Source organism: Caldithrix sp. (assembly GCF_056497305.1).
Genome location: NZ_JBSMDE010000194.1, coordinates 50,494 through 72,452 on the forward strand (window position 1 = coordinate 50,494; position 21,959 = coordinate 72,452).

General features: G+C 43.7%; 22 protein-coding genes. 5 read left to right on the forward strand and 17 right to left on the reverse strand.

The genetic code is table 11. The features are described 5' to 3' along the window. Positions 1–78: 78 nt before the first annotated feature. The 14 genes from ACWB0I_RS15805 to argR all read right to left on the reverse strand — a co-directional run bounded on the left by ACWB0I_RS15805 (position 79) and on the right by argR (position 11,813). Entirely contained in the window at positions 79–1,041 is a 963-nt protein-coding gene (locus tag ACWB0I_RS15805; RefSeq protein ID WP_479389045.1) for a sugar transferase, read from the reverse strand. A 241-nt stretch (positions 1,042–1,282) separates the two neighbouring features. After that, positions 1,283–1,843, reverse strand: a complete 561-nt coding sequence (frr, locus tag ACWB0I_RS15810; protein ID WP_479389046.1) for a ribosome recycling factor — start codon at positions 1,841–1,843, stop codon at positions 1,283–1,285. Between the two features lie 4 nt (positions 1,844–1,847). Beyond that, a complete protein-coding gene (gene pyrH, locus ACWB0I_RS15815; protein ID WP_479389047.1) occupies positions 1,848–2,573 on the reverse strand; it encodes a UMP kinase in 726 nt (241 codons plus the stop codon). Between the two features lie 6 nt (positions 2,574–2,579). Further along, positions 2,580–3,176, reverse strand: a complete 597-nt coding sequence (gene tsf, locus ACWB0I_RS15820) for a translation elongation factor Ts (protein WP_479389048.1) — start codon at positions 3,174–3,176, stop codon at positions 2,580–2,582. Continuing rightward, positions 3,176–4,009: a 30S ribosomal protein S2 gene (gene rpsB / locus ACWB0I_RS15825; protein WP_479389049.1), complete on the reverse strand. Its 834-nt coding sequence runs from the start codon at positions 4,007–4,009 to the stop codon at positions 3,176–3,178. The genes tsf and rpsB overlap by 1 nt, the downstream gene beginning before the upstream one ends. Positions 4,010–4,130: 121 nt before the next feature. Then, positions 4,131–4,520, reverse strand: a complete 390-nt coding sequence (gene rpsI, locus ACWB0I_RS15830; protein WP_479389050.1) for a 30S ribosomal protein S9 — start codon at positions 4,518–4,520, stop codon at positions 4,131–4,133. Between the two features lie 19 nt (positions 4,521–4,539). Further along, positions 4,540–4,980 carry a 50S ribosomal protein L13 gene (gene rplM, locus ACWB0I_RS15835; RefSeq protein WP_479389051.1) on the reverse strand — a complete coding sequence of 147 codons (441 nt, stop codon included), beginning with the start codon at positions 4,978–4,980 and terminating at the stop codon, positions 4,540–4,542. A 110-nt stretch (positions 4,981–5,090) separates the two neighbouring features. Beyond that, complete coding sequence (locus ACWB0I_RS15840) at positions 5,091–5,972, reverse strand: DUF3078 domain-containing protein (RefSeq protein WP_479389052.1); 882 nt, start codon at positions 5,970–5,972, stop codon at positions 5,091–5,093. Positions 5,973–6,123: 151 nt separating this feature from the next. Then, complete coding sequence (locus tag ACWB0I_RS15845; protein WP_479389053.1) at positions 6,124–6,312, reverse strand: YgaP family membrane protein; 189 nt, start codon at positions 6,310–6,312, stop codon at positions 6,124–6,126. A gap of 30 nt (positions 6,313–6,342) precedes the next feature. Further along, positions 6,343–6,606 (reverse strand): 50S ribosomal protein L27, encoded by a 264-nt coding sequence (gene rpmA / locus ACWB0I_RS15850; protein WP_479389054.1) that lies wholly within the window; start codon positions 6,604–6,606, stop codon positions 6,343–6,345. Beyond that, positions 6,607–6,981: a 50S ribosomal protein L21 gene (rplU, locus tag ACWB0I_RS15855; protein ID WP_479389055.1), complete on the reverse strand. Its 375-nt coding sequence runs from the start codon at positions 6,979–6,981 to the stop codon at positions 6,607–6,609. 152 nt (positions 6,982–7,133) lie between these two features. Next, entirely contained in the window at positions 7,134–8,660 is a 1,527-nt protein-coding gene (locus ACWB0I_RS15860; protein WP_479389056.1) for an Rne/Rng family ribonuclease, read from the reverse strand. Positions 8,661–8,709: 49 nt separating this feature from the next. Beyond that, on the reverse strand, positions 8,710–11,304 hold the full coding sequence (locus tag ACWB0I_RS15865; RefSeq protein WP_479389057.1) for a TIGR03960 family B12-binding radical SAM protein: 2,595 nt from the start codon (positions 11,302–11,304) through the stop codon (positions 8,710–8,712). 62 nt (positions 11,305–11,366) lie between these two features. Beyond that, entirely contained in the window at positions 11,367–11,813 is a 447-nt protein-coding gene (gene argR / locus ACWB0I_RS15870) for an arginine repressor (protein WP_479389058.1), read from the reverse strand. Between the two features lie 206 nt (positions 11,814–12,019). Here argR and ACWB0I_RS15875 point away from each other — a divergent pair, with 206 nt between their 5' ends. Both ACWB0I_RS15875 and ACWB0I_RS15880 read left to right on the forward strand, forming a co-directional pair. Further along, entirely contained in the window at positions 12,020–12,337 is a 318-nt protein-coding gene (locus tag ACWB0I_RS15875; RefSeq protein WP_479389059.1) for a hypothetical protein, read from the forward strand. A gap of 188 nt (positions 12,338–12,525) precedes the next feature. Continuing rightward, the gene (locus tag ACWB0I_RS15880) at positions 12,526–13,383 is read left to right on the forward strand and encodes an SH3 domain-containing protein (RefSeq protein ID WP_479389060.1); all 858 of its coding nucleotides are present in this window, start codon (positions 12,526–12,528) and stop codon (positions 13,381–13,383) included. Here ACWB0I_RS15880 and ACWB0I_RS15885 read toward each other — a convergent pair. The 3 genes from ACWB0I_RS15885 to ACWB0I_RS15895 form a co-directional block, all read right to left on the reverse strand. Beyond that, a complete protein-coding gene (locus ACWB0I_RS15885) occupies positions 13,380–14,375 on the reverse strand; it encodes a FecCD family ABC transporter permease (protein ID WP_479389061.1) in 996 nt (331 codons plus the stop codon). The two genes, ACWB0I_RS15880 and ACWB0I_RS15885, sit on opposite strands and share 4 nt — an antisense overlap. Positions 14,376–14,387: 12 nt before the next feature. Further along, on the reverse strand, positions 14,388–15,881 hold the full coding sequence (locus ACWB0I_RS15890) for a hybrid sensor histidine kinase/response regulator (RefSeq protein ID WP_479389062.1): 1,494 nt from the start codon (positions 15,879–15,881) through the stop codon (positions 14,388–14,390). A 1,197-nt stretch (positions 15,882–17,078) separates the two neighbouring features. Continuing rightward, positions 17,079–18,308, reverse strand: coding sequence for a PAS domain-containing protein (locus ACWB0I_RS15895; RefSeq protein WP_479389063.1), 1,230 nt, complete (start codon positions 18,306–18,308; stop codon positions 17,079–17,081). A 162-nt stretch (positions 18,309–18,470) separates the two neighbouring features. Between ACWB0I_RS15895 and ACWB0I_RS15900 the strand changes: the two genes are divergently transcribed. The 3 genes from ACWB0I_RS15900 to ACWB0I_RS15910 all read left to right on the forward strand — a co-directional run bounded on the left by ACWB0I_RS15900 (position 18,471) and on the right by ACWB0I_RS15910 (position 21,874). Beyond that, positions 18,471–19,526: a S66 peptidase family protein gene (locus ACWB0I_RS15900; RefSeq protein WP_479389064.1), complete on the forward strand. Its 1,056-nt coding sequence runs from the start codon at positions 18,471–18,473 to the stop codon at positions 19,524–19,526. A 19-nt stretch (positions 19,527–19,545) separates the two neighbouring features. After that, on the forward strand, positions 19,546–20,469 hold the full coding sequence (locus ACWB0I_RS15905; protein WP_479389065.1) for an energy transducer TonB: 924 nt from the start codon (positions 19,546–19,548) through the stop codon (positions 20,467–20,469). A 142-nt stretch (positions 20,470–20,611) separates the two neighbouring features. Continuing rightward, positions 20,612–21,874, forward strand: a complete 1,263-nt coding sequence (locus ACWB0I_RS15910) for a PorV/PorQ family protein (protein WP_479389066.1) — start codon at positions 20,612–20,614, stop codon at positions 21,872–21,874. The last annotated feature ends 85 nt before the right edge of the window (positions 21,875–21,959 follow it).

Here is a 21,959-nt window from a genome sequence, read left to right on the forward strand (position 1 = left end):
TTTGCTTCTAATTTGCGTGCCTAACATCGAATAAATAATTCGTCTAAAATCAAAAAAATATTAATTAATTTTGAAAAGTTACTGGCCTTCACCTTTCAAGACTACCAGCACGGTTTTAAATAAAATTTTTAAATTAAGGAGCAAAGAATTTTTATTTTCAATATATTCAATATCCTTTTTGATCTTTTCTTTCACGTCTTCAATCGTTTCATCATAGCCAACAGTCACCTGTGCCAGTCCGGTAATTCCAGGCTTAGTTTTTAATCGCGCCATATAAAATGGGATCTGCTTTCTAAATTGCTGGGCAAAAAAGGGGCGTTCTGGTCTGGGGCCAATAAAGCTCATATCGCCCATCAGCACATTAACTAATTGCGGCAGCTCATCAATTCGCGTTTTCCTTAATATTTTACCTACCCTGGTGATACGGGGGTCTTCCTTACCCGCCCAAACCGGTCCAGTTAGTTTCTCTGCGTCCTGAACCATGGAACGGAATTTATATACTTTAAATATCTTTCCATCCTTACCCAGTCTCTGTTGGGAATAAAAGAGGGGGCCTGGAGAGTCCAGTTTGATAGCTATTGCCACAATCAAAAACAATGGAAACAACATAATCAAAAGGCTTAACGAAATTAAGATGTCAAATATTCTCCGGAAACCAAATTCTCTGGGCCTAATGACATCGCGAATCACGTGACGGATGACATGATCATAGTCTTCCTGATAGGCATCTGAGACGATGGAATAGTCAACATTGTTTTTAGAACACAGATCAATAATCTGAGGGAGAAACGGTTTTTCTGAAGGCGAAAGAACAATTAAGGCGTCGGTAATTTTATATTTTTTAACGCATTCGGAAAAATTTTCCAGATCACCGACTACAGGAACATTTTTGTAATGTCTTTTTCGATCATTACCTGCGGGCCGGATAAAGCCCTTAATATTAAATCCCAGGGCAGGCGTTTCCAGCAACCGATCGTACAACTGGACAGCTTCAACATTCCAGCCGATAATCAATGTGTTTTTTTCAGGAACTTTCTGCATTCTTTTCTCTAAACAGATTAAAACTAAATTCCATTTTTAAAAGCGCTCTTATTTTACAACATTCCTTTTAGAAAAAGTGTGTTAAAAATCAAAATTACCAAATTAGCGCTCATTTTATTGCATTTTTGCAACAAATTTATTCACATAATATATTTAATCGGAAAGTTTTACTGATAATTAAGTTTTTTGGATTGCTAAAAGAAGGAAGCAAGGAAGTTGAGGATATGAAATCCTCAACTACTCAAACTTTCAGGATTTCAGCTTCTTTTGTTTTCATCATCTCGTCAATCTTTTTGATGTGCTCATCTGTGAGTTCCTGCACTTCATCCAGATAGACGCTCAATTCATCTTCACTGATTTCATGATCCTTTTCCAATCTTTTCAGATGGTCATTGGCATCTCTGCGCACGTTGCGCACGGCAATGCGAGCATCTTCAGCAAATTTGTGCACCAGCTTAACCAGATCTTTTCTGCGCTCTTCACTTAAAGGAGGAATAGGGATTCGGATAACCGTGCCATCGTTGCTAGGATTAAATCCTAAATCGGCTTTCAGGATCTCTTTTTCTATTTCGGCAAGCATCTTCTTTTCCCATGGCTGAATAACAATGAGCCGGGGTTCCGGGGCGGTGATTGTAGCCACCTGATTTAGGGGAACATTCTGTCCGTAATACTCCACCTTTACACCATCCAACAGATTTGGCGTGGCGCGTCCGGTTCGAATTTTGACCAGTTCGTCATGAAAGGCAGAAATGGCCCCATCCATGCGTCGTTTGGCATCGCGAATGATTTCTTTTGCGTCCATCGTTTTACCCCTGTACTTTGGTTCCTACTGCTTCACCCATCACAACCTTTTTCAGGTTCCCTGTTTTATTGAAATTGAAAACAACAATGGGCAGATTGTTTTCCATGGCCAGGGTAATGGCCGTTATATCCATTACCTGTAATTTTCTCTGTACAACCTCCATGTAGGTTAATTCATCGAAAAGAATGGCATCTTCAAATTTTTCGGGATCGGCATTGTAAACGCCATCGACTCTGGTGCCTTTTAAAATAACTTCGGCATCGATTTCAATGGCCCGTAAAACACCGGCGGTATCGGTGGTGAAAAACGGATTTCCTGTGCCGCCGGCAAAAATTACAATTCGGCCGGCCTCAAGGTGTTCAATAGCTTGCTCATTGGAAAAGGGTTCTACAAAGGAGCCGACAGAAACGGAAGACAGAACACGGGCAGGTAGATTTTGTTTCTGGAAAGCGCTTTTTAGAGCCAGTGCATTGATTACCGTGGCCAGCATTCCCATTTTATCGGCATCCACGCGGGCCACATTGAAGTCGTCAGAAGAGATCCCACGAAAAATATTTCCGCCGCCAATAACAATGGCCACCTGCACTCCGCTTTCAACGACAGACTTAACTTCCTGGACAAAATATTGTAAATGAGAAACGGAGATGCCAACTCTGGCATCTCCTGCTAAGGACTCTCCGCTTAACTTGAGAAGTACTCTTTTGAATCTGGGCTTCTGAGCAGATCCCATGCTTATTTATTCCCCAATACGGAAACGGGCAAATCTTTTAATCGTGATATTTTCACCAACTTTGGCAATGGTCTCTGTCAACAACTCTTTGATGGTTTTATCGGGATCTTTAACATAAGGCTGTTCTAACAAGCACACTTCACTAAAATATTTTTCCATGCGGCCTTCAACGATTTTTTCGACAATGTGTTCGGGCTTACCAGAAGCCAGAGCCTGCTCACGATAAATCTCTTTCTCTTTTTCCAGCAGGGTCGCATCCAGTTCTTCCCGTGAAACGGCCAGCGGGCTGCTGGCGGCAATGTGCATGGCTATGTTTTTGGCAAAGGCCTGAAAATCATCTGTTTTGGCAACAAAATCGGTTTCACAATTTACTTCAACCAAAACGCCTAATTTACTTCCAGGATGAATGTAAGCCGTAACCACACCTTCATTGGCTTCACGTTCGGCCCGTTTTGCTGCTTTTGCAATACCTTTTTTACGCAACAGTTCAATTGCTTTTTCAAAATCGCCTTCGGCTTCCTGTAAGGCTTTTTTACAATCCATCATGCCTGCGCCTGTTTTTTCGCGCAGTTCTTTTACCATTGCTGCAGTAATTTCTGCCATTATTTCGACTCCTCTACCACTTTTTCCGTTTTTTCTGTTTTAGGTTTAGAAGCGGCTTCTTTCTTTGCCTTGGCCGGACGTTTCTTCTCTTCCGGCTTCTTTGCTTCTCTCTCTTTATTAGCAGCCTCTTCCAATGCTTTTTGGTCCTGGTATTTTTGCTTTGCTTCAATAACCGCGTCAGCAATTTTACTGGTAATCAAACTAATGCTCTTGGCCGCATCATCGTTGGCCGGAATAGGATAATCCACTTTGGTGGGATCCACATTGGTATCGACCATGGCCACCACCGGAATATTCATCTTTTTGGCCTCGGCAACGGCAATATGCTCTTTATTAATATCCACCACAAAGACCAGGCCGGGTAAACGTTTCATTTCCAGAATGCCAGACAATACGCGATGTAGTTTTTCTTTTTCGCGATCGATCATTAAGCGCTCTTTTTTGGAAATTTTCTCGTAGGTACCATCGGTACTCATTTTTTCCAGATTCTTGTAATGCTTAATCGATTTTTTTATGGTAGCAAAATTGGTCAGCATGCCTCCCAACCAGCGGTGGGTCACGTAAAACATTCCACAGCGTTGCGCTTCTGCAGTAACGATATCCTTGGCCTGAGGCTTGGTTCCTACAAACAATACCTCATAGCCTTCGCCCACCACCTGACGCACTACATCCAGCGCTTTATCGAGGGCTTTTTGTGTTTTTTTGAGATCAATGATGTGGATCCCATTTTTAGCCATGAAGATGTAAGGCTTCATTTTGGGATTCCAGCGACGGGTCAAATGCCCAAAATGGACACCGGCAGCTAAAAGCTGTTCAAGAGTAACGGATGGCATAAAACTTCTCCTTAAAATTTTGGGTTAAGCCTCCACCACTCTCTAACCTTCCCAATCTGTTTTTTATCAAAAACAGACACCCAGAAAGGAAACGAATGGTGTGTGAATTGAATAAAAAATATTAACGTTTTGAAAACTGGAAACGTTTTCTGGCTTTGGCCAGACCGTATTTTTTCCGTTCTACCTGACGCGGATCACGGGTCAGGAAACCGGCTTTACGCAAAGCAGGCCTGAAGTCTTCGCTGTAAGCTACCAGAGCTCTGGCAATACCCAAACGCACAGCGCCAGCCTGACCGGTCAAACCGCCACCATTTACACGAATAAAAAAATCAAATTTACCATGCGTATCGGTTAAAATGAGTGGCTGTTCAATATCCATCAATAAGGTTTCACGTTTAAAATATTCAAGCAACCCTTCCCGACCGTTGATAATGAATTTACCACTACCTGGCCTCATTCGCACGCGGGCCACAGCCTCTTTTCTTCTTCCAGTTGCAACATAAACTTCCATCTAAAATCGCTCCTTAAGATTAAGCTTTCAATTCTAATTCTTCTGGCTTTTGTGCTTGATGCGGATGCTGAGGACCGGCATAGACCTTTAACTTTTTAAACATCTTACGTCCCAGCGCATTTTTGGGCAACATTCTTTTCACGGCGAACTCGATCACTCGTTCCGGATGGGTTTTAAGCATCAGACTGACCGGAGTGAATTTTGCTCCGCCAATGTAACCAGAATGACGAAAATATTGCTTTTGCTGCATTTTATTACCGGTCAAACGCACCTTTTCGGCATTGATCACCACCACAAAATCGCCTGTGTCCTGATGAGGCGAATAGATCGGTTTATGCTTGCCACGTAAAATAGTAGCGATTTGACTGGCTAAACGGCCCAAAACTTTTCCTTCGGCATCAATCACGTACCAGCGTTTAGAATCTTGAATTTCCTGCTCTTTCGCTATATAGGTTTTCAAGACATTCCTCCAAATTTTAAATCAAAACGAAACGGCAAATTTAAAGATTATCGCTTCGATAGTCAAATTTTTTATGATTATCGAGTTATGTAATATACAAAGGATTTTGATTAAATAAAAGTATATTTTATGCCGATGCTGAGCACTTCTTTAACCTGTGTTTTGGGAGAGACCTTGGCATCATACAAAACCAGTGTCTGTAAATTGACAATAATATAGCGCGTAATCGAAGCCTGAATCAAAGTATCCCAAAAAATATTGCCGTATTGGAATTTTTCAAAAGATGAAAACATATTCAATCGAGAACGGATTAGCAGCTTTTCCCACAAGCGGCGCTCGGCATGGGTCACCCACTGCACACCGGATTCCATGTTAATTCGTTTATTTTCCGCAAACTCTTTAAACTGATTGGCAAAAGTGGTTTGCGTGGCCAACCCGATCCTGGTTCGAAACGTCTTTTTCGGAGCATATCCCACACCAATTCCGTTCGTTAAATAGGCAGGATCAAAAAAGTTGGAAATCTTAATGCGCTTTTGCTGGACATACTTATAACCAGGGGCCATTTGCGTTCGGAAGTTTAACGAAATATAGGGATTCAGGAACTCTTTTCGCTTATAGGTCAACACAGACTCCAGATCGATCAAATCATCTGTTTTGCGTGCCGGTTCACCGTTTTGCCTGGCCCGACCAAATAAAACTTTGGATTCATTGGCCCAGTTCCAGTCTGTGGTATCCAGAATGGCGCTGCCATCCAGCCCGGCAATCCACACAAAAACATTGGAGCCTCCGGCAGCCCATTGATGGTAGGCGGTTTGGGTTACCGTCAGAGTACTGGAAAGGTTGACATTCCAGCCGGGTTGTAATGCATTGTAGTTTTTCTGTTTTTTTTCAATTTTTTTCAAATGATCAAATAGCGCTTTATTTTGTCCATACCCATTACCGATCCATAGAAGAAAGGCAGCAATGACAACTGACAGCCCTCTTTTTACCATTATGGTTTTACTCCACTTAAATTTTGTTGACGACAGCCTCAACGGTACATCCGGCCCTGGTGTACCAGACTTCAAGTTATTTTTTAAAGAAGATTAACTCAACAGCCAAAAAAAATGCAGGCTTATGCCTGCATTTTTAAATAACCTGAATCTACTCTTCTTTGTGCGTACTGAACTTGAAGGGTAAATACAATGGGCAAAAATTGAACACTCCGGTCAATAAAGGTATTAAACCAATCCAGCCCCACTTTGTTTGAGGGCCGACAAATGCCAATAAGATCAGAACGATCCCCACGATGATCCTGATCCAGCGGTCCAGACCGCCAACATTTTTTTTCATGGGACGTCCTCCTATATTAAATGAACCTTTTTAGTTTACCGCCTGCGGATAAACACTCACCTTTTTCCTTGTGCGGTCTTTGCGTTCAAATTTTACGTACCCATCGATTTTGGCAAAAAGTGTGTCGTCATTACCACGCCCCACATTTTCACCAGGATGGATTTTAGTCCCACGTTGACGGACAATGATGGAACCGGCTGTCACAAACTGCCCACCAAAAGCTTTAACGCCCAGACGTTTGGACTCGCTTTCGCGTCCGTTGCGCGAACTTCCTACACCTTTTTTATGTGCCATTTATGCCTCCTTTGCCTCGCCTTTTTCTTCTATTGCCTCTTTTGGTGCCCGTGTTGCACGTGTTCGGGCAATTTTTTCAATATGTAACAGCGTGTACTGCTGGCGATGGCCTTTTTTTACACGATATCCTTTGCGACGTTTTTTCTTGAAAACAACAATTTTTTTATCGCGCCCGTGGGCCACAACAGTGGCCTGTACGTTCATCTTTTCCACAACCGGCGCGCCAATATGGCGTTTACCCTTATCATCTGCAAACAAGAGGACTTTGTCAAAATTGACCTTTTTACCTTCTTCTACATGTAAAAACGGGACTTTAATATTTGTATCGGGCTCCACTCTGAATTGTTTTCCTGCTATTTCCACAACAGCGTACATGCTATTCTCCTAAGAATAAATTTACTCTTTAAAAAATTGAGCATTTAATTTAATTAAGTTTAAACCATTTGTCAAAACAAAATTTCATTCCCCTAATGTCCCATCAGGCAATCGCTTTCCTTAACCTGCTTGTTCTCCCCCGCTTTAGCATTTTAATCAATTTTTAGTTCATTTTTGTCATCTTTGTCAAATACTTTGAAGGTGCCCAGGGACAGGGATTCGTCCGCTTTCAACTTGATTTTAACCCAGTATTTCCACATTAATTTTAGCAGTGGATTGTAGGTTCCTTTCTTCATGTAACGGTACACTTCCGAGGTAACGTGGATGGTAAAACGTCGGTCGCCATGGGTAGCCCGATAGCGCTGAATCCAGCGTTCAATGTTGCCAACCACGGCGTGCACGGTAGGCACCATGCCTGTGCCCTGGCAAACCGGACACTGATCTTTTAAGTTAAACAGCACGGGCGGACGTACACGTTGTCTGGTCATTTCAATCAAACCAAAACGGCTTATCTCCTGAATTTTGGTAATGGAACGATCTTTGGCAAATTCTTTTTTTAATTCATTGTAAATCTTTCTGCGATTTTCTTCTTCCATCATGTCGATGAAATCGATCACGATGATACCGCCTAAATCGCGGAGCCTGGCCTGGCGGGCGATTTCACGCGCTGCTTCCATGTTGATCTTCAGCGAATTGGTTTCATGGTCTTTTTTGCCGATGTACTTTCCGCTGTTCACATCGATCGAAACCAGCGCTTCGGTTGGTTCAATCACAATGTAGGCCCCGTTGCGCAACCAGACCTTGCTGTTTTCCATCTTTTCGATCTCTTTTTCAATATTGTAGTAATCGAAAATGGGCAGGGTCCCTTTGTAGTAAGAAATTTTCTCTTTTAGTTGTGGAGCCACATCTTTAATGTAAGAGGTTAATTCGCGCATGAGTTTACGAGAATCCACCACCACGCGATCCACATCAGCTGTGAACAGATCACGAATGACGCTGGAAGCCATGCCCATATCTTTGTACAACAGAGTGGGCGCTTTCTGGCGTTTTATTTTACGTTCAATCTTGTGCCAGGTATCCAGCAGATTGTTCAAATCTTTGCGGATTACTTTGTCCGATTTGCCTTCGGCCACGGTGCGGATAATCAGCCCAAAGTTAGGAGGCATAATCTGCTTGGCCAGATCTTTCAAGCGGCGTCGCTCTTTTGGATTTTGAATCTTTCGGGAAACGCCGATGTGTTTTTTCCCTGGAATAAGCACCAGAAAGCGACCGGGCAAAGCAATGCCGGTTGTAACACGGCAGCCCTTGGTGCCAATGGGTTCTTTAATAATCTGAACTAGAATGTCCTGATTTTTTTTCAGGTCCCGATAAACATCAAAGCGTCGTTCGCTCTGATAGTGGTCTTTGTCCACATGCTCTTCATCTTCGTAATCGACAAAATAATCGAGGTACGAAGCGTCAAAATCTTGAAAATGTAAAAAGGCATTTTGCTCATGTCCGATATCAATAAAAGCCGCCTGCATACCGGGCAGAACACGGCTGACGCGTCCTTTGTAAATATCGCCAACCATACGTTCGTATTCCGGACGTTCAACAAACAACTCCACCAGTCGTCCATCTTCTAAAATGGCAATACGCGTCTCTTCATTCGTCGCATTAATAATAATCTCTTTAGTCATCTTGTTAATCCTGTTTTAATCCTTCACTGTTCATCAGAGTCAGGATCGTCTAAATCTGTTTTAAAATTTCCAGAGGGGTTTGCTCAAGATTGCCGGTACGGATAAGCTGTTTACGCCGGATAATTTTAATGGCTTCATTGTTTTTGAAGATTATTTTAGCAAAGTCATCAATCCGCAACGAACGGCGTTCCACCGTACGTAAACGTACAAAAATGCGTTTTCCCCGGCGCCAGATGGCCTCCAGAAAGGGTCGGGCATTGATGGTCTTTAGCTGGCCTTTAACGCGCTTTTCCATCATAATGGAATGCGCCCTGCGTAATTTTCGTAAACGGCGATCAATAACCGCTAAATCAACATCCGGTTCCAGCACCACGATCTCATATTCTGTAAGATCAATGGCCTGAGACAAAGAAGGCACTTTTTCCCGGATGGGATAGGCATGAACGATACTCAGCCCTTCTGGCAAAAAAGGATTTAGTAATTCGCCCAGGGGGCGGGACAGGCGCCCTTTGAGCTCCACATCAAAAAACTCGGCCACGCTCTGAATTCCAAGGGCCAGGGGTTGGGCAAAAGCGATTTTAGGACGCGGATTAAATCCCTCTGAATAGGCCAATTTAATTTGCGCCCTTCTGAACGCCCGTTCAAAAATACGCAGGATGTCCAGATGCGATAAAAACGAAGCAAAACCCTGTTTTGTAAATTGCACGCGGTATTTAACAGACGGGGCCTCGGGCCGTGGATTGACGCTTATGGCTGGCTGTGCCTGCTGTTGGGGCTGTGCTTTGCGTTCCTTTTTGTAACAATCAACGATTTCGGCAAACAGCCCCTTACGCTGCAATCCGCAAGCCAGACATTTTTCGGTTTTGCAATCCGCACTGGTTTGAGCCTGGAACGCCTTATGACGCTCTTTTTGCAGAAAGCGTTTACTCACACCTTTATCGATATGATCCCAGGGCAAAACCGCTGTCTCCGAGATTTCCGCAATCAGAGCGTCTGCTTCGTAGCCGTATTTTTTGAGCGTTTCCAGCCACAAATCATACTTAAAATATTCGGACCAGCCATCAAATTTGGCGCCTTTTTGCCAGACTTCGTAAATAACCCGAGCCATCCGACGATCGGCGCGTCCCAAAATGCCTTCCAAAAAGGAGATTTTAGGATCGCGCCAGGTCAGCTTTACGCGTCGTTCTTTCTTTAAATGAAATTTGAGCAAATCCACCTTGCGCCAGATCTCATCGATTGAGTTCTGACGTTCCCATTGAAAGGGGGTGTGTGCTTTTGGCGAAAAAGGCGAAACAGAAACATTAAATTGAATTTTACCATATTGCCGGCTGAGCTGTACCAGGCGTTTTAACAGATCAGCAATGGCAATGATATCTTCATCCGTTTCTGTGGGCAAACCAATCATAAAATAAAACTTGATTAACTTCCATCCGTTTTGTAAGGCAATTTCAACAGATTTAAACAGATCCTCCTCTGAAATATTCTTGTTAATTACATCTCGTAACCTCTGACTTCCGGCTTCGGGTGCAAAGGTAAAGCCCGACTTCCTGACCTGAGCCACAAATTCAGCTATGGTTTCATTAAAACTGTCCAGGCGCATGGAGGGAAAGGAGACATTCACCTGAGAATACCCTAACTGCTGCCGGCTTTGCTTCATCAACTGATTAAGATGAGCATAATCCGAAATGGACAGCGAGAGAAATGAAACCTCGTTGTAACCGGTTTGTTGCAGGCCCTTTTGCATCTGTTTTAAGATATCCTGTACCGGTCTTTCCCGCACCGGACGATAAATCATACCCGCATTACAATAACGGCAACCTTCTGTACAACCGCGCATCACTTCCACAGCCAGCCGATCGTGAGTGACCTCAATTAAAGGCACAATCGGTCTGGTTGGGTAATAATTCTCCTGCAAATTGGGGGTGATTCTGGTGCGCACGGTTTGCGGAACCTCATCGTACAGGGGCAAAGTACCTGTTAAGCGGCCCTGTGCATCATAAACAGCCTGGTAAAATTGGGGAACGTACACGCCCCAGATGTGGGACAGATCCTGCAATATCTGCAAACGCGATTTCCCCTGAGCCCTGCCTTTTTGTATGGTATCGACCATTTCAACAGCAGCCTCTTCTCCATCCCCGATCAAAAAGGCATCAAAAAAATCGGCCATGGGTTCCGGATTGCAACTGCACGGCCCCCCACCAATAACAAAAGGATCGTCTTCACGCCTCTCAGCAGAACGCACAGGTACGCCGCCTAAATCCAGCATGTTTAGAATATTGGTGTAGGTCAATTCGTACTGCAGCGTAAAACCAATGACATCGAACTGATGAAGCGGGGTAAACGACTCCAGGCTGTAAAGGGGTAGGCCATTACTCCGTAACTGTTCTTCCATATCGGGCCAGGGAGCAAATACACGTTCGGCCCAGATGTGCGCTTGTCTGTTTAAGATGTGATACAGCATCTGAAAACCGGTGTAAGACATGCCGATCTCGTACACATCCGGAAAAGCAAGCGCAATTCGGCTTTTAACTTTGTCTGGATTTTTTTTAACGATATTTATTTCATGGCCGATATACCTGCCTGGCTTTAAGACCCCGGGCAGAATGTCGGTAAATAATTTTTTTTCCAACTGCTGAGAATTCAAATATTCCCCCTGTCCGCTCTTCAATCATCGCCCGTGTTCAGCATCCCTTCCCAAAACGCTGATTAATGGATCATGATCTCTCTGATGTTTTCCACAATAACGGGAATATTCTTTGTACTGTCAGGCACCACAAAAATGGTGTCATCTCCGGCCACTGTACCTAAAATATGGCTGTCGCTCATACGATCCAGATAAACGGCCACACCCTGAGCCCGACCGGGCATGGTCTTGACCACTACCATGAATTCATTTTTAAGCACATTAATGATTTCCATGCCAATGATTTGGGCAATGGCCTGTGAATTTTCGGCCTGATGTAAAATATATTTGTAACCATCGCCATGCGGAATACGAATAATGTTGAGTTCATGTAAATCTCTGGAAAGCGTGGCCTGAGTAACCTCGAAGCCCTCGGCCCGCAACTTCTCCAGTAAATCTTCCTGGCTGGAGACAATATGCGTGGTAACGATCTCTTTAATTTTTGCCTGCCTTAATGTTTTGTTATGCATAATCCATCCTTATTTAAGGTAAAACCTGCACTCTTTTTAAATTTCTATTTATGCTTGATTAAAATTAGAAATTTTTAATAATTATTCCAAATTTTTTAACAAGTTAACGCTTTGTTATTTTTTTGTTACAAAAATTTGATATTTGCCAGAATAATTAAAAGCTATTTTTAGTTTAAGCCTGAAAATCGACCAAAAAGGGAGGCGCCATGACGGCAAGAGACTTTATTAAACTTGGATTCCAGCATTTTGCCCAAAGAGATTACGAAACAGCAGCCTGTTATTTCCAGAAAGCCATTGAATCCGACAGGGCCTTTATTGCGGCCTACAGCGCCCTGGCCGAAACCTTTAACCGCATGGAAAAGATCGATCAGGCTTTTGACGTCGTTACAAAATGGCTGGAATTGGACGCCAACGATCCCCTGGCTCATGCCACGCTTTCCAGAATTTATGTACAAAAAGGACAGATCGAATTAGCCGAAAAAGAACTGGCTATTTCCAATGCGCTCTCTGCCAATCGACCTTGAGCCGATCGCTTTCCCGCCGATCTGGAAGAGCTTTCCGGCCCATTCAAGTACCTCCCAATGCAATAGACTATGATCTTAAAATCCGTAGGCGACTAACCTGTTTAAGGCCCTTTCTTTTCCTTTTTGCAAATCGTCGTTTTTTTAATTAAGTTCACGCCTTCAAAAAAAATTGTTGGAGATGGTTCAAAATGATCAAAAAAAGTGTCGTGCTGCTGTCAGCTCTGTTCTTGGTTTATCTGTCTGGCTGCGGGCCAGCAACCATTAAAAAAACGAAACCCGCAGAAAAGGTCCCGCAGGCCCCGGTAGCGGGTTTTAATTTAAAGGCCTATGTCATCAAGGAAAAAGTCAACATCCGGCAAAAACCAAACACGCGCTCAAAGATCGTCACCACCCTTGAAGATGGCGCGGTGGTTCACATTTTGCAGAATCAGAACGGCTGGTATCAGATTGTAACCGAAAACGGATTGCAGGGCTGGGCGCGCAGTGACTTAATCGGGCCGCGCTCATTAAGTAAAACGGCTATGGCTGCCGCTTTTAACGATTCGGTGATGCCCAATTTTTCGGCCCAACTCTTCATCGATAAAAACCAGCCCTATAAAATTATTTATTTAAAATTCAATCAAATAGACGCGAAACGATTGGACACCTATGTAAAACGCATTGTGCAGGCCTACCAGCAAAAAGTTTATCGCGGTTCGGTAACCGTTCACGTCATCAAAGAAAACAGCGACGCCTTCATCAAAACGTACACGTTCAAAGGGGCAGCCATTGCAGAAATCCCTCTGCCGGTTCTGAAAATGGGCGTTTTACACAAGATTGAATTACATGGCAACTCCGTAAAGTTCTGCATTCTGGTAGAAAATGCTGCAGACAAAAAGCAGCTGGTTAAGCTGGCCCGTAGCGCTTCTGCCATTTACGATTACCCGTTCGACAAAGCCGAAATCATCGTGCGTTCATGGCCTGCCCGGCGTTGTTTGCTGTACTATGTTGAGGATGCCTATGGTGAAAATTACTATTTTGATCGGTGCCAGCCGCCAGCTTCCTAACCGACTTTGTGCCTCACCAATAAATAGATAAAAAACGGAGCTCCTAAAAGCGAAGTGACCACGCCCACGGGCAACTCAGCAGGAGCAATAATACTGCGGGCCAGGGTATCGCACCAGACCAGAAACAGTCCTCCGCCCAGCAACACCTGCGGAAGTAAGGTGCGGTGATCCGGGCCAAAGATCAAACGCATGATGTGCGGTACAATCAGGCCCACAAAACCGATGGGGCCGGCCATGGAAACACAGGCCCCAACCAGAACGGAAGCGATCAAAAAAGTCCATTTTTGAAGATTACGAACATCTACCCCCCGCGCCTTAGCCATTTCGTCCCCGGAAAGCAAGAGATTAAAATCCGTGGCATGAAGGAAAAGGAACAGGAACACAGGAATCAACAAAACCAACACAGTTAGAGGAAAGTGCCAGCCCACCACATCCAGCGCGCCCATCAGCCAGCGAATCATGCGGTACGTCTCGGTAAAATCCGCCAGATAATGGATGAATAAGATCAACGAGGAAAAAAACAGTCCCAGAGTGACGCCGGCCAGCAAAAGAGTGAACGGAGAAAAGCCATACCTCTCGCGGGCGATGAAATAGATTAGTCCAATAGTTAATAAGCTCCCTAAAACAGAGAAAATAACCGTAGAAGAAAAAGCGAAAATGCGCATTACCAGGCCCAATTTAATGGCCAGCACAGCGCCTAAGGCTCCGCCGGAAGAGATGCCCAAAGTGTAAGGCGTAGCCAGTTCGTTTTTGAGCAGGACCTGAAAGATAGCGCCCACCAGAGAGAGCGCGCCTCCTACCAGAAAAGCAAACAGAATGCGTGGCAATCGGATATCTAAAATGATCTGGGTGTTCAAATTCCGACTATGCATTACCAGATCTTTTATGGAAAAAGGACTTTCACCGATAAACAGCGGGGCCAATAAACCAACAATAAAAAAAAGAGTCCACGCCACATATCCAGAAATCTTAATAAATTTAACCGATTTCATCTGCACGACAGCTTACTTTTCGTCCAGGATTTTACGCACCATATTCAGAAAATCAGTAGGTTGAAAGGGCTTTTGCAGAAAATGCCCTCTAAACACAGAAATATTTTTCTCGATGTCAATCTGCTCGGCGTATCCGGAAATCAGCAGATATTTTAGGTCGGGGCGGCCTTCCAACAATTTGCGGATCAATTCCGTGCCATAATTATCCGGCAGCACTACGTCGGAGATAATCATATCGATTTCATCCGCATGTTCCACGTAGTAATCCAGCGCTTCCTGGTAACTGGATTTGCCAATGGCCTGGTAACCAACCGTTTGCAACAACTCCAGCAAAAGCACCTGAACCTCAGGCACATCTTCCACCACCAGGATGGTCTCTTTGCCCCCGCTAACTTCCATTTTTTCCTCATTCTTTGGTTTATTTATTTCGCAGGCCGGGAAATAGAGCGTAAAGGTACTGCCCTTCCCCGGCTGACTGTCCACAAGAACGGTTCCCTGCATGGCCTTGACAACACCATAGACCAGAGATAAACCCAGGCCTTTCCTTTTACCTTCTGAATCCGTACTAAAATAAGGCTCAAAAATGTTCTTCAGAACTTTTTTGGTCATCCCTTTGCCCTGATCCTTAATCTGCAATACCACAAATTGCCTGGCGCCGGAAGCAATACCCCACCGTTTTTTTTCATTGTCTGACAGGGATCGATTCTTAAGCCGGATTTCAATCGGTCCGCCTTTAGGCATGGCATCCCGGGCATTGAGCACTAAATTTAATAGAACCTGGCCCAGCTTTTCAGGATCTCCTTCCACCATCCACAGCTGCGGATCGAACTCCTCCTGCAAAGCAAACGCTTCCCCCAGGAGTTGAAGGACAAAATTCTTATGGATAAAATAGACCTGGCGCAGGTTGACTAGCTGACGCCCTTGCACAGTATCCTGGCCAAAAGCGGCTAAATGCTCTATCAGCTCCTCAGCATACTCTGTTGCCTTAAGAATAGGCTCGAGTTGCTTGTGGACCGCATTTCGCGCTGGCATTTGATGGGCGATCGCTTGGGCATAGCCTTTTATTACAGAGATGATACTTGAAAAGTCTTCGGCCACTTTCGCGGCTAATCGACGCAAAGAGTGAAAATTCTGATCCGGCGCGTCCTGTAACGCCGGCGTGTGTTCCCTGATAAAAAGAGCAAAACCAATTTTGTTAGCCATTTTTATTGAAGAAACGGTAACCTTGGCCGCCAGGCCGCGTCCTGAACGGTCCAGTAACTCCAATTTAAACGGCTTGCTTAGACAACCGCTCTTTTCTTGCTTTAGCTCGGCTAACCTTTCTTTTAGGATGGAGGCATCTTCCTTGTTTTTAAGCAAGGTAAAAAGAGAAAAATCTTTTGTCCAATTGAACCGTTCGCGGGCCTGTGCATTGCCATAAACAATATTAAATTGTTCATCGACACAAATCAGCGGCTCAGGAACGTTTTCCACCAGAGATTCAAAAAACGTACTATCCGCTTTCATCGCTTACCAGATACATCTTTAAATTTAACTTTTTCATATAGTATTCCATCTTACACTCAAACTATGATTACGGCGTAATGTGTTGAGCGTATGCCCACCATGCTTTTCAATCAAAGTGAAAAGTGGGAGTGATTCACCGAACATTTTTTTGAAGGTTTCAAATTGAATAGCTCTAAAAATAGCGCTTTGAATTCTAAGAAATATGGCACCCATCTTCTATTTCACCCACAAAGCCTGGTTTCCCTACTTTAGCCCCAAAGGCGCAACAATTCTTTGCGTCTGAAGCGACCCTCTGAAACCTCTACTCTCTTTTAAGCCATCGTTTAATTCTACCGATCATAAAACGTGAAAGAAAGGAATCGATTCATTTCCTTATTTTTGTTTATTGTCTAATTGTAAAAATAATTCCTGTTTCACGCAAAAAAAATTACACTTTTTTTAATCTTTTTTCATCGGATAGCCAATGGATTCGCAGAACAGGCCTTACATAAAAGTACTTTCTTCAGAAGTTTTATCCCACCATGGCGGTGTGCCAATTTTTTTTACTGGCTTACAGAATATTTAAATAGGTTAAGAAAAAACTGTGACTCTCTGCTGAGCCTATGCCCCCGCCCGCACTGCTGGCCAAGGGGGTAATGAATGGTGCCGTTAGGCGCAGGCTTCAAGCCTGCGCTTTAATCTTTTCGACCGATGCGCGGAGCGAAAGTGACGTACAAAGTGGAGAGATCTTTCTTCGCCTTTACAAAGGCCTCGAGCTGAAGTTCGAGTTACGCTGCCCTTACCAATGAGACCTTGGCTGTTTACCATGGTTGGTCTCGAGCTGAAGCTCGATTTACATTAGGCTTGCTAAGTGTTTGTTAGTGTGAGGGATTTTTCGGTTTTAGCCCTCCCCCCCTCTATCCCCTTCTCCCAGAATAAAAATCTGGGAGAGGGGAAAGGTTTTTGTTGGAAAGCTCTCAAACTATGTTGCATATTTCTTATTATGGCCCTATTCACTACCAATGGGAATTAGGAATGTCGGCCCGATGCTCATTCAACCATTCAACCAATCAACAATTCAACAGTTTTACTTCTTCACACAGCATAAAAATTTTCGCACGCTAAAGCGTTTTATCTTTTGTAAGAAGTATCCTAATAAAGCATTTAGGCCCCCCCTACAGCCACAAATTTTACCTAATCATTCCCCACGTGCCCCGTTCACTTTTTGTGTGCCTTCAGATTCTGGTAAATAACATTGAATTGCTCTTTTAACAAAGAGGCTTCCTGCAAAATATCCTGCACATTCCCTGCTTTTGTTTGATCGGCACAATGTTTGACGCGATCAATAAAAGTATTTAACGTTTGTTCAAATACCTTAAATTTTTCGTTGATCAGACGATCCAGACTCTCAATCTCCCGATTAGCCGTTTTGAGCTCCTGGTTTCGCTGACTTAGTAACTGCTGAAGATGAGCCCGTATTTCTTCCAGTTCCCGTTCATACATCTTACTGCGCGTAATTTCCGTAGCAATAAACGTTAAACCGACGATCTTAACATTCTTTTTTATCGGCCCGATGCGTAGCAGGTACCAGTGTTTTTGCCCCTCCATGATCAATTCAATTTCTAAACGTTGAGACGTGCTTTTTTGGATAACTTGAGACATAGCCTCCTTAATAGTTTTCATTTGTGAAGCCGGAGCCAGATCGTAAATCATCTGTCCAATAACGTGTTCTTCAGGTATGGAAAAAAAGTGTCGGTTTACGAATTCGATTTTTCCAGTTAAGTCTGTAGTGATGATATAATCCGGCGACTGTTCCACCAACGCACGCCAACGCGCTTCCGATTCCATCAAAGCCTGGTCGCGTTCCACAATATCGGTGATGTCCATCAACACGCCTCGAATGCCAATGGCCCCTGTTTCGGTTTTGTAGGGCTTACTCAAACTGCGCACCCAACGGGGGCTGCCTTCTTTGGTTAAAATTCGGTATTGCATGGGCGCCACCTGTCCGCGCATACGCTCTTTAAACGCCTTGAACACCTTCTCTTCATCTTCCGGTGCAATAAATTCCAGGAACAAACGACCGATCATTTCTCCTGGAGTAAAGCCGGTTAACAGAGTAACCGATGGACTGATATAAGTAATGCGCCCCATGGGATCGATTACAAAAAGTACTTCATTGATTTCTTCCACCAATGTACGGTATTTCTTTTCGTTATATTGTAAAGCACGCGAAACCTGTTCCGATTTTTCCAATGGTAAGCTAAGCGCCTGGTAAAGAAAGCCCGCTATGAACATAAGGAAAATAAAGAATATCAACGAAAATGGAATTCGAATGGAGAACACCTCCGGCAATAGATTGTGAAATAAAACAAACCAGATCAAGCCGGAAACCAGAACCAACAAGACAATCTTTAAAGCGGTTTTTTGATACGATGCCAAAGAAAACATATCAATTTCCCTGTCATTCTGACTTTTTTGAATTTTTGATTGTAAAAATTTCGCCTAACAGGCTAATTCAGTCCTCCTGATCCACAAAATAAAGAGAAGACCGTTTGGAAAAAATAGGAAAAATCTTTATTTTAGCAAATAATTTTTTAAAAGGGAAAAATCATGTTCAACCGCAGAGAATTCTTAAAGACCGGCACCATTGTGGGCAGTCTGCTACCTTTTGCTTCTTTTGCCCGGGGGAAATCCCTGTTTTCCACTTCACTTCTAAAGCCTCCGGCCTTACAAGAAGGAGATACCATTGGGTTGATTACACCCTCCTCTCCTCTGTTCGAATTTCATCGCACCGTGATTGAAGTGACTGAAAAGCTGCACAATCTGGGTTACCATACCCGGCTGGGCCAGAACATTGACCAGAAATGGGGCTACCTGGCCGGAAGCATCCAGCAACGCGTGTCCGATTTACACCAGATGTTTGCCAATGATCAGGTCAAAGCGATCATGGCTATTCGCGGGGGCTATGGCAGCGCCCAGCTTTTGCCCCATCTGGACTATGATCTAATCAAAAAGCATCCCAAAATTTTGATTGGCTACAGTGATGTTACTTCTTTATTGTTAGGCATTTATGCCCGTACCGGCCTGGTAACCTTTCACGGGCCAGTAGCGGTTTCTACCTTTACCGATTACACCACGCGTGAGATGAAACGCGTTCTTTCTTCGACACAGGCTCCTCAGGCAATTGAAGATGCGCCGTTTGAAGAAAATCTGCAAACCAGCAATCGCATCTGGACTTATCGCGGCGGGAAGACCGAAGGATGCTTAATCGGCGGCAACCTGACTTTGTTCCAATCATTGCTGGGCACGCCTTTCGAACCAGACACAAAAGGGGCTATCATCTTTTTCGAAGAAGTGGGCGAAGAACCGTACGATCTGGATCGCATGTTGACTCAAATAAAAATGGCCGGAAAATTCGACCAGTGTAAAGGCGTTATTTTTGACAAAATGCCCTCAGTAAAGCCGGCGGACTACAAACCCGGGTTTAACAACACTTTGAGCGTAGAAGAGATTATCGACATGATTTTTAAAGATTTTGATTTCCCGGTGTGCGTTGGCTTTTCGCTGGGACATATTAAAAACAAACCAACCATGCCCCTGGGAATTAAAGCCCAGCTGGATGCCGATGCCGGACATTTGACCTTATTGGAAGCTGCTGTGGTCTGAATAATCAAGGGAAGCCAATATGAAAAAGAGCTTCGTCTGGTTATTGTTACTCTGGTTCAGTACGGTTTCTTTGCATTGCAACCACAATTCTGTCATTTACATTTACCCGGAATTGGTTTATTGTAAATATGATTATACGATGAATGATCTGGAAAAGAGATACAAAAACGTACCTGTTTATCGCGGCACCAACTTAAAAAATTTTGTTTCAAATCTGGTGGAATTGACAAGCAGTAATCTTGATGCCTTCCTTTCGGACAGTACTGCCACAGATAAACAATTGATGGATGGCCGTACATTAAAGGCTTTTACCGGAGCTTCTGTTTTTCAGGTATTTATTGATGAAAAGGGCATAATAGAGAGCGTATTTCTGGTTCAAAAGTCCGCTCCATTTTTTGATCGCTGGGCAACTGAGGCCTTAAAAAATTCACATTTCAATCCCTTAAAAAACAATGGGAAAGAAACTAAGTATTCCGTTTTTGTAACCTATCCGATTATTGAAGGAAAGCCTCTTGGCGCCTATATTAACGGCGTGGCCTGGGATAAAAAACAAAGGAATGGAAAACGGATTAAAATATTGCCGGAAGCTGACAATAATGTATTCGATATCTTTGAGGTATCTGAGCCTCCTCTTTTGCTTCAGGCAGAAAGGCCTCCAATACGTTTACCCCGCTCAAGCCCGGCACGTTACGGCTCATTATTTAAATTTTCGTATGCTATTATTGTTGATGAAAGAGGTAGGGTTGAAAAAATTGATGAACTTTTTATCGCCGATCCTGATTGGTTTGCAGAAATCAAACCTTACATTCAACGGCGTAGGTACAAACCGGCTCTTTTAAATGGGCAGCCGGTAAAATGCCGCCTGTTCGAAACCATTATTTATTCCCTTGAGGCAATAAAATTGAAACGCGGCCCCTTTTGGGGACCATTTTATTATGAATGATGGGGTTAAGGATTGTCATGCTGACTGCCTTTGAACAGGAATTCGAACTGAGCTTTCTGCTAAAAATAACACAGAAGAAACATGAGATTCTTTCACGTTATCTAAGTTTTTCTTTAAGGTTTAAATAAAGAAGGACAAAATCATGAAAACGCGCCATCTCCAATTGTTCATTCTCGCTATGTTGCTCACTTCCAGGCTAATGGCACAGGGCGGAACGGCTGTGCCTTTTGTAGGCATCCATCCCGCGCCGCATTTGAATGGCATGGCTGGTGCTTTTACTGCCCTGCCAACCTCAGACCCTTTTGGTCAATATTTTAATGCAGCTCAATTAGCCTGTTTTGCCCGAAACAACAATCTTGCACTCCAATTGTATCCTCAAAAAACACGCTGGCTACCCCAATTTAATTTTTCCGATTTAACGATTCATAGTAGCGCCATGGCCTTTGGATTTTCAACACCCAATATGTTACCCGGAATTCCGTTTAGCCTGGGCATTGGATACATTCACACCCGACTTAATTATGGCAGAAACATCTGGACGGATGAATCGGGCAACGTATTGGGCGTTTTTGAATCGTCCGAATCCTATCAGCAATACGCAGTTGGGGTTGGTCTGGACTGGCATATCCAATTTAACCTGGGATTTTCTCTAAAAAATATTAAATCGAATTTACACCCAGGAAATGTAAGCTCCGAACAACGCCAGAGCACCTCCACTGCCAGGATAATGGACTATGGTTTTTTAGTAACCATTCCAACCCTGGAACTGTTAAACCTGAAACCGTTCCAACTGGCGGGCATTGACGACACTCAACCATTTTTAAATTTTTCGCTGGGTTTTTCTGTGCTCAATATTGGTAATGAAATGCTCTATTTGAATAAGAATCAGCAGCAACCCTTCCCACGAACAGCCTCGATGGGCTACGGCCTTTCTACAGGGCTGGATGCCAATGTGCAGAATGTGGATTTAAGGATCATCCAGGCCGATTGGTCTGCAGAAGCCAGAAATTTACTGATTGAACATGACACGGATGGTTCCTGGAATTACGTAACTTTCCCTGGTAAAATCGATTTGATTGATCACGTTTTTTTGGGGAAATACGACGAGGCGGTAACAATTTATCAGGGCTACCGAATTCAGCTCTTTGAATTCTTTGAATACAGCTTCGGCTACTTTCGTGGTGCAGGATTTGATCCTTACATCAAAACACGAGGCTTTATGCTCAGTTCTAAGGGACTTTTTAAATTCATAGCTTCTGAAATTAAAAATGAGACTCTGCAGGGAATATTAAATAGGATTACGCTTCAATACGCCCAGAGCAATTATTTTACAACCAGCAGAGATAATCCTTTAGACGACACATCTTTTAGGGGATTAAACATTAGCCTACACAGTTTGTTTTAATACCTTCGGCGATTTTTTTGTGTAAAAATTCCTTATTAACCCGCGACCTTCGTGGCGCGACTCTCCAGAGTCGCGTTGGCTCGAT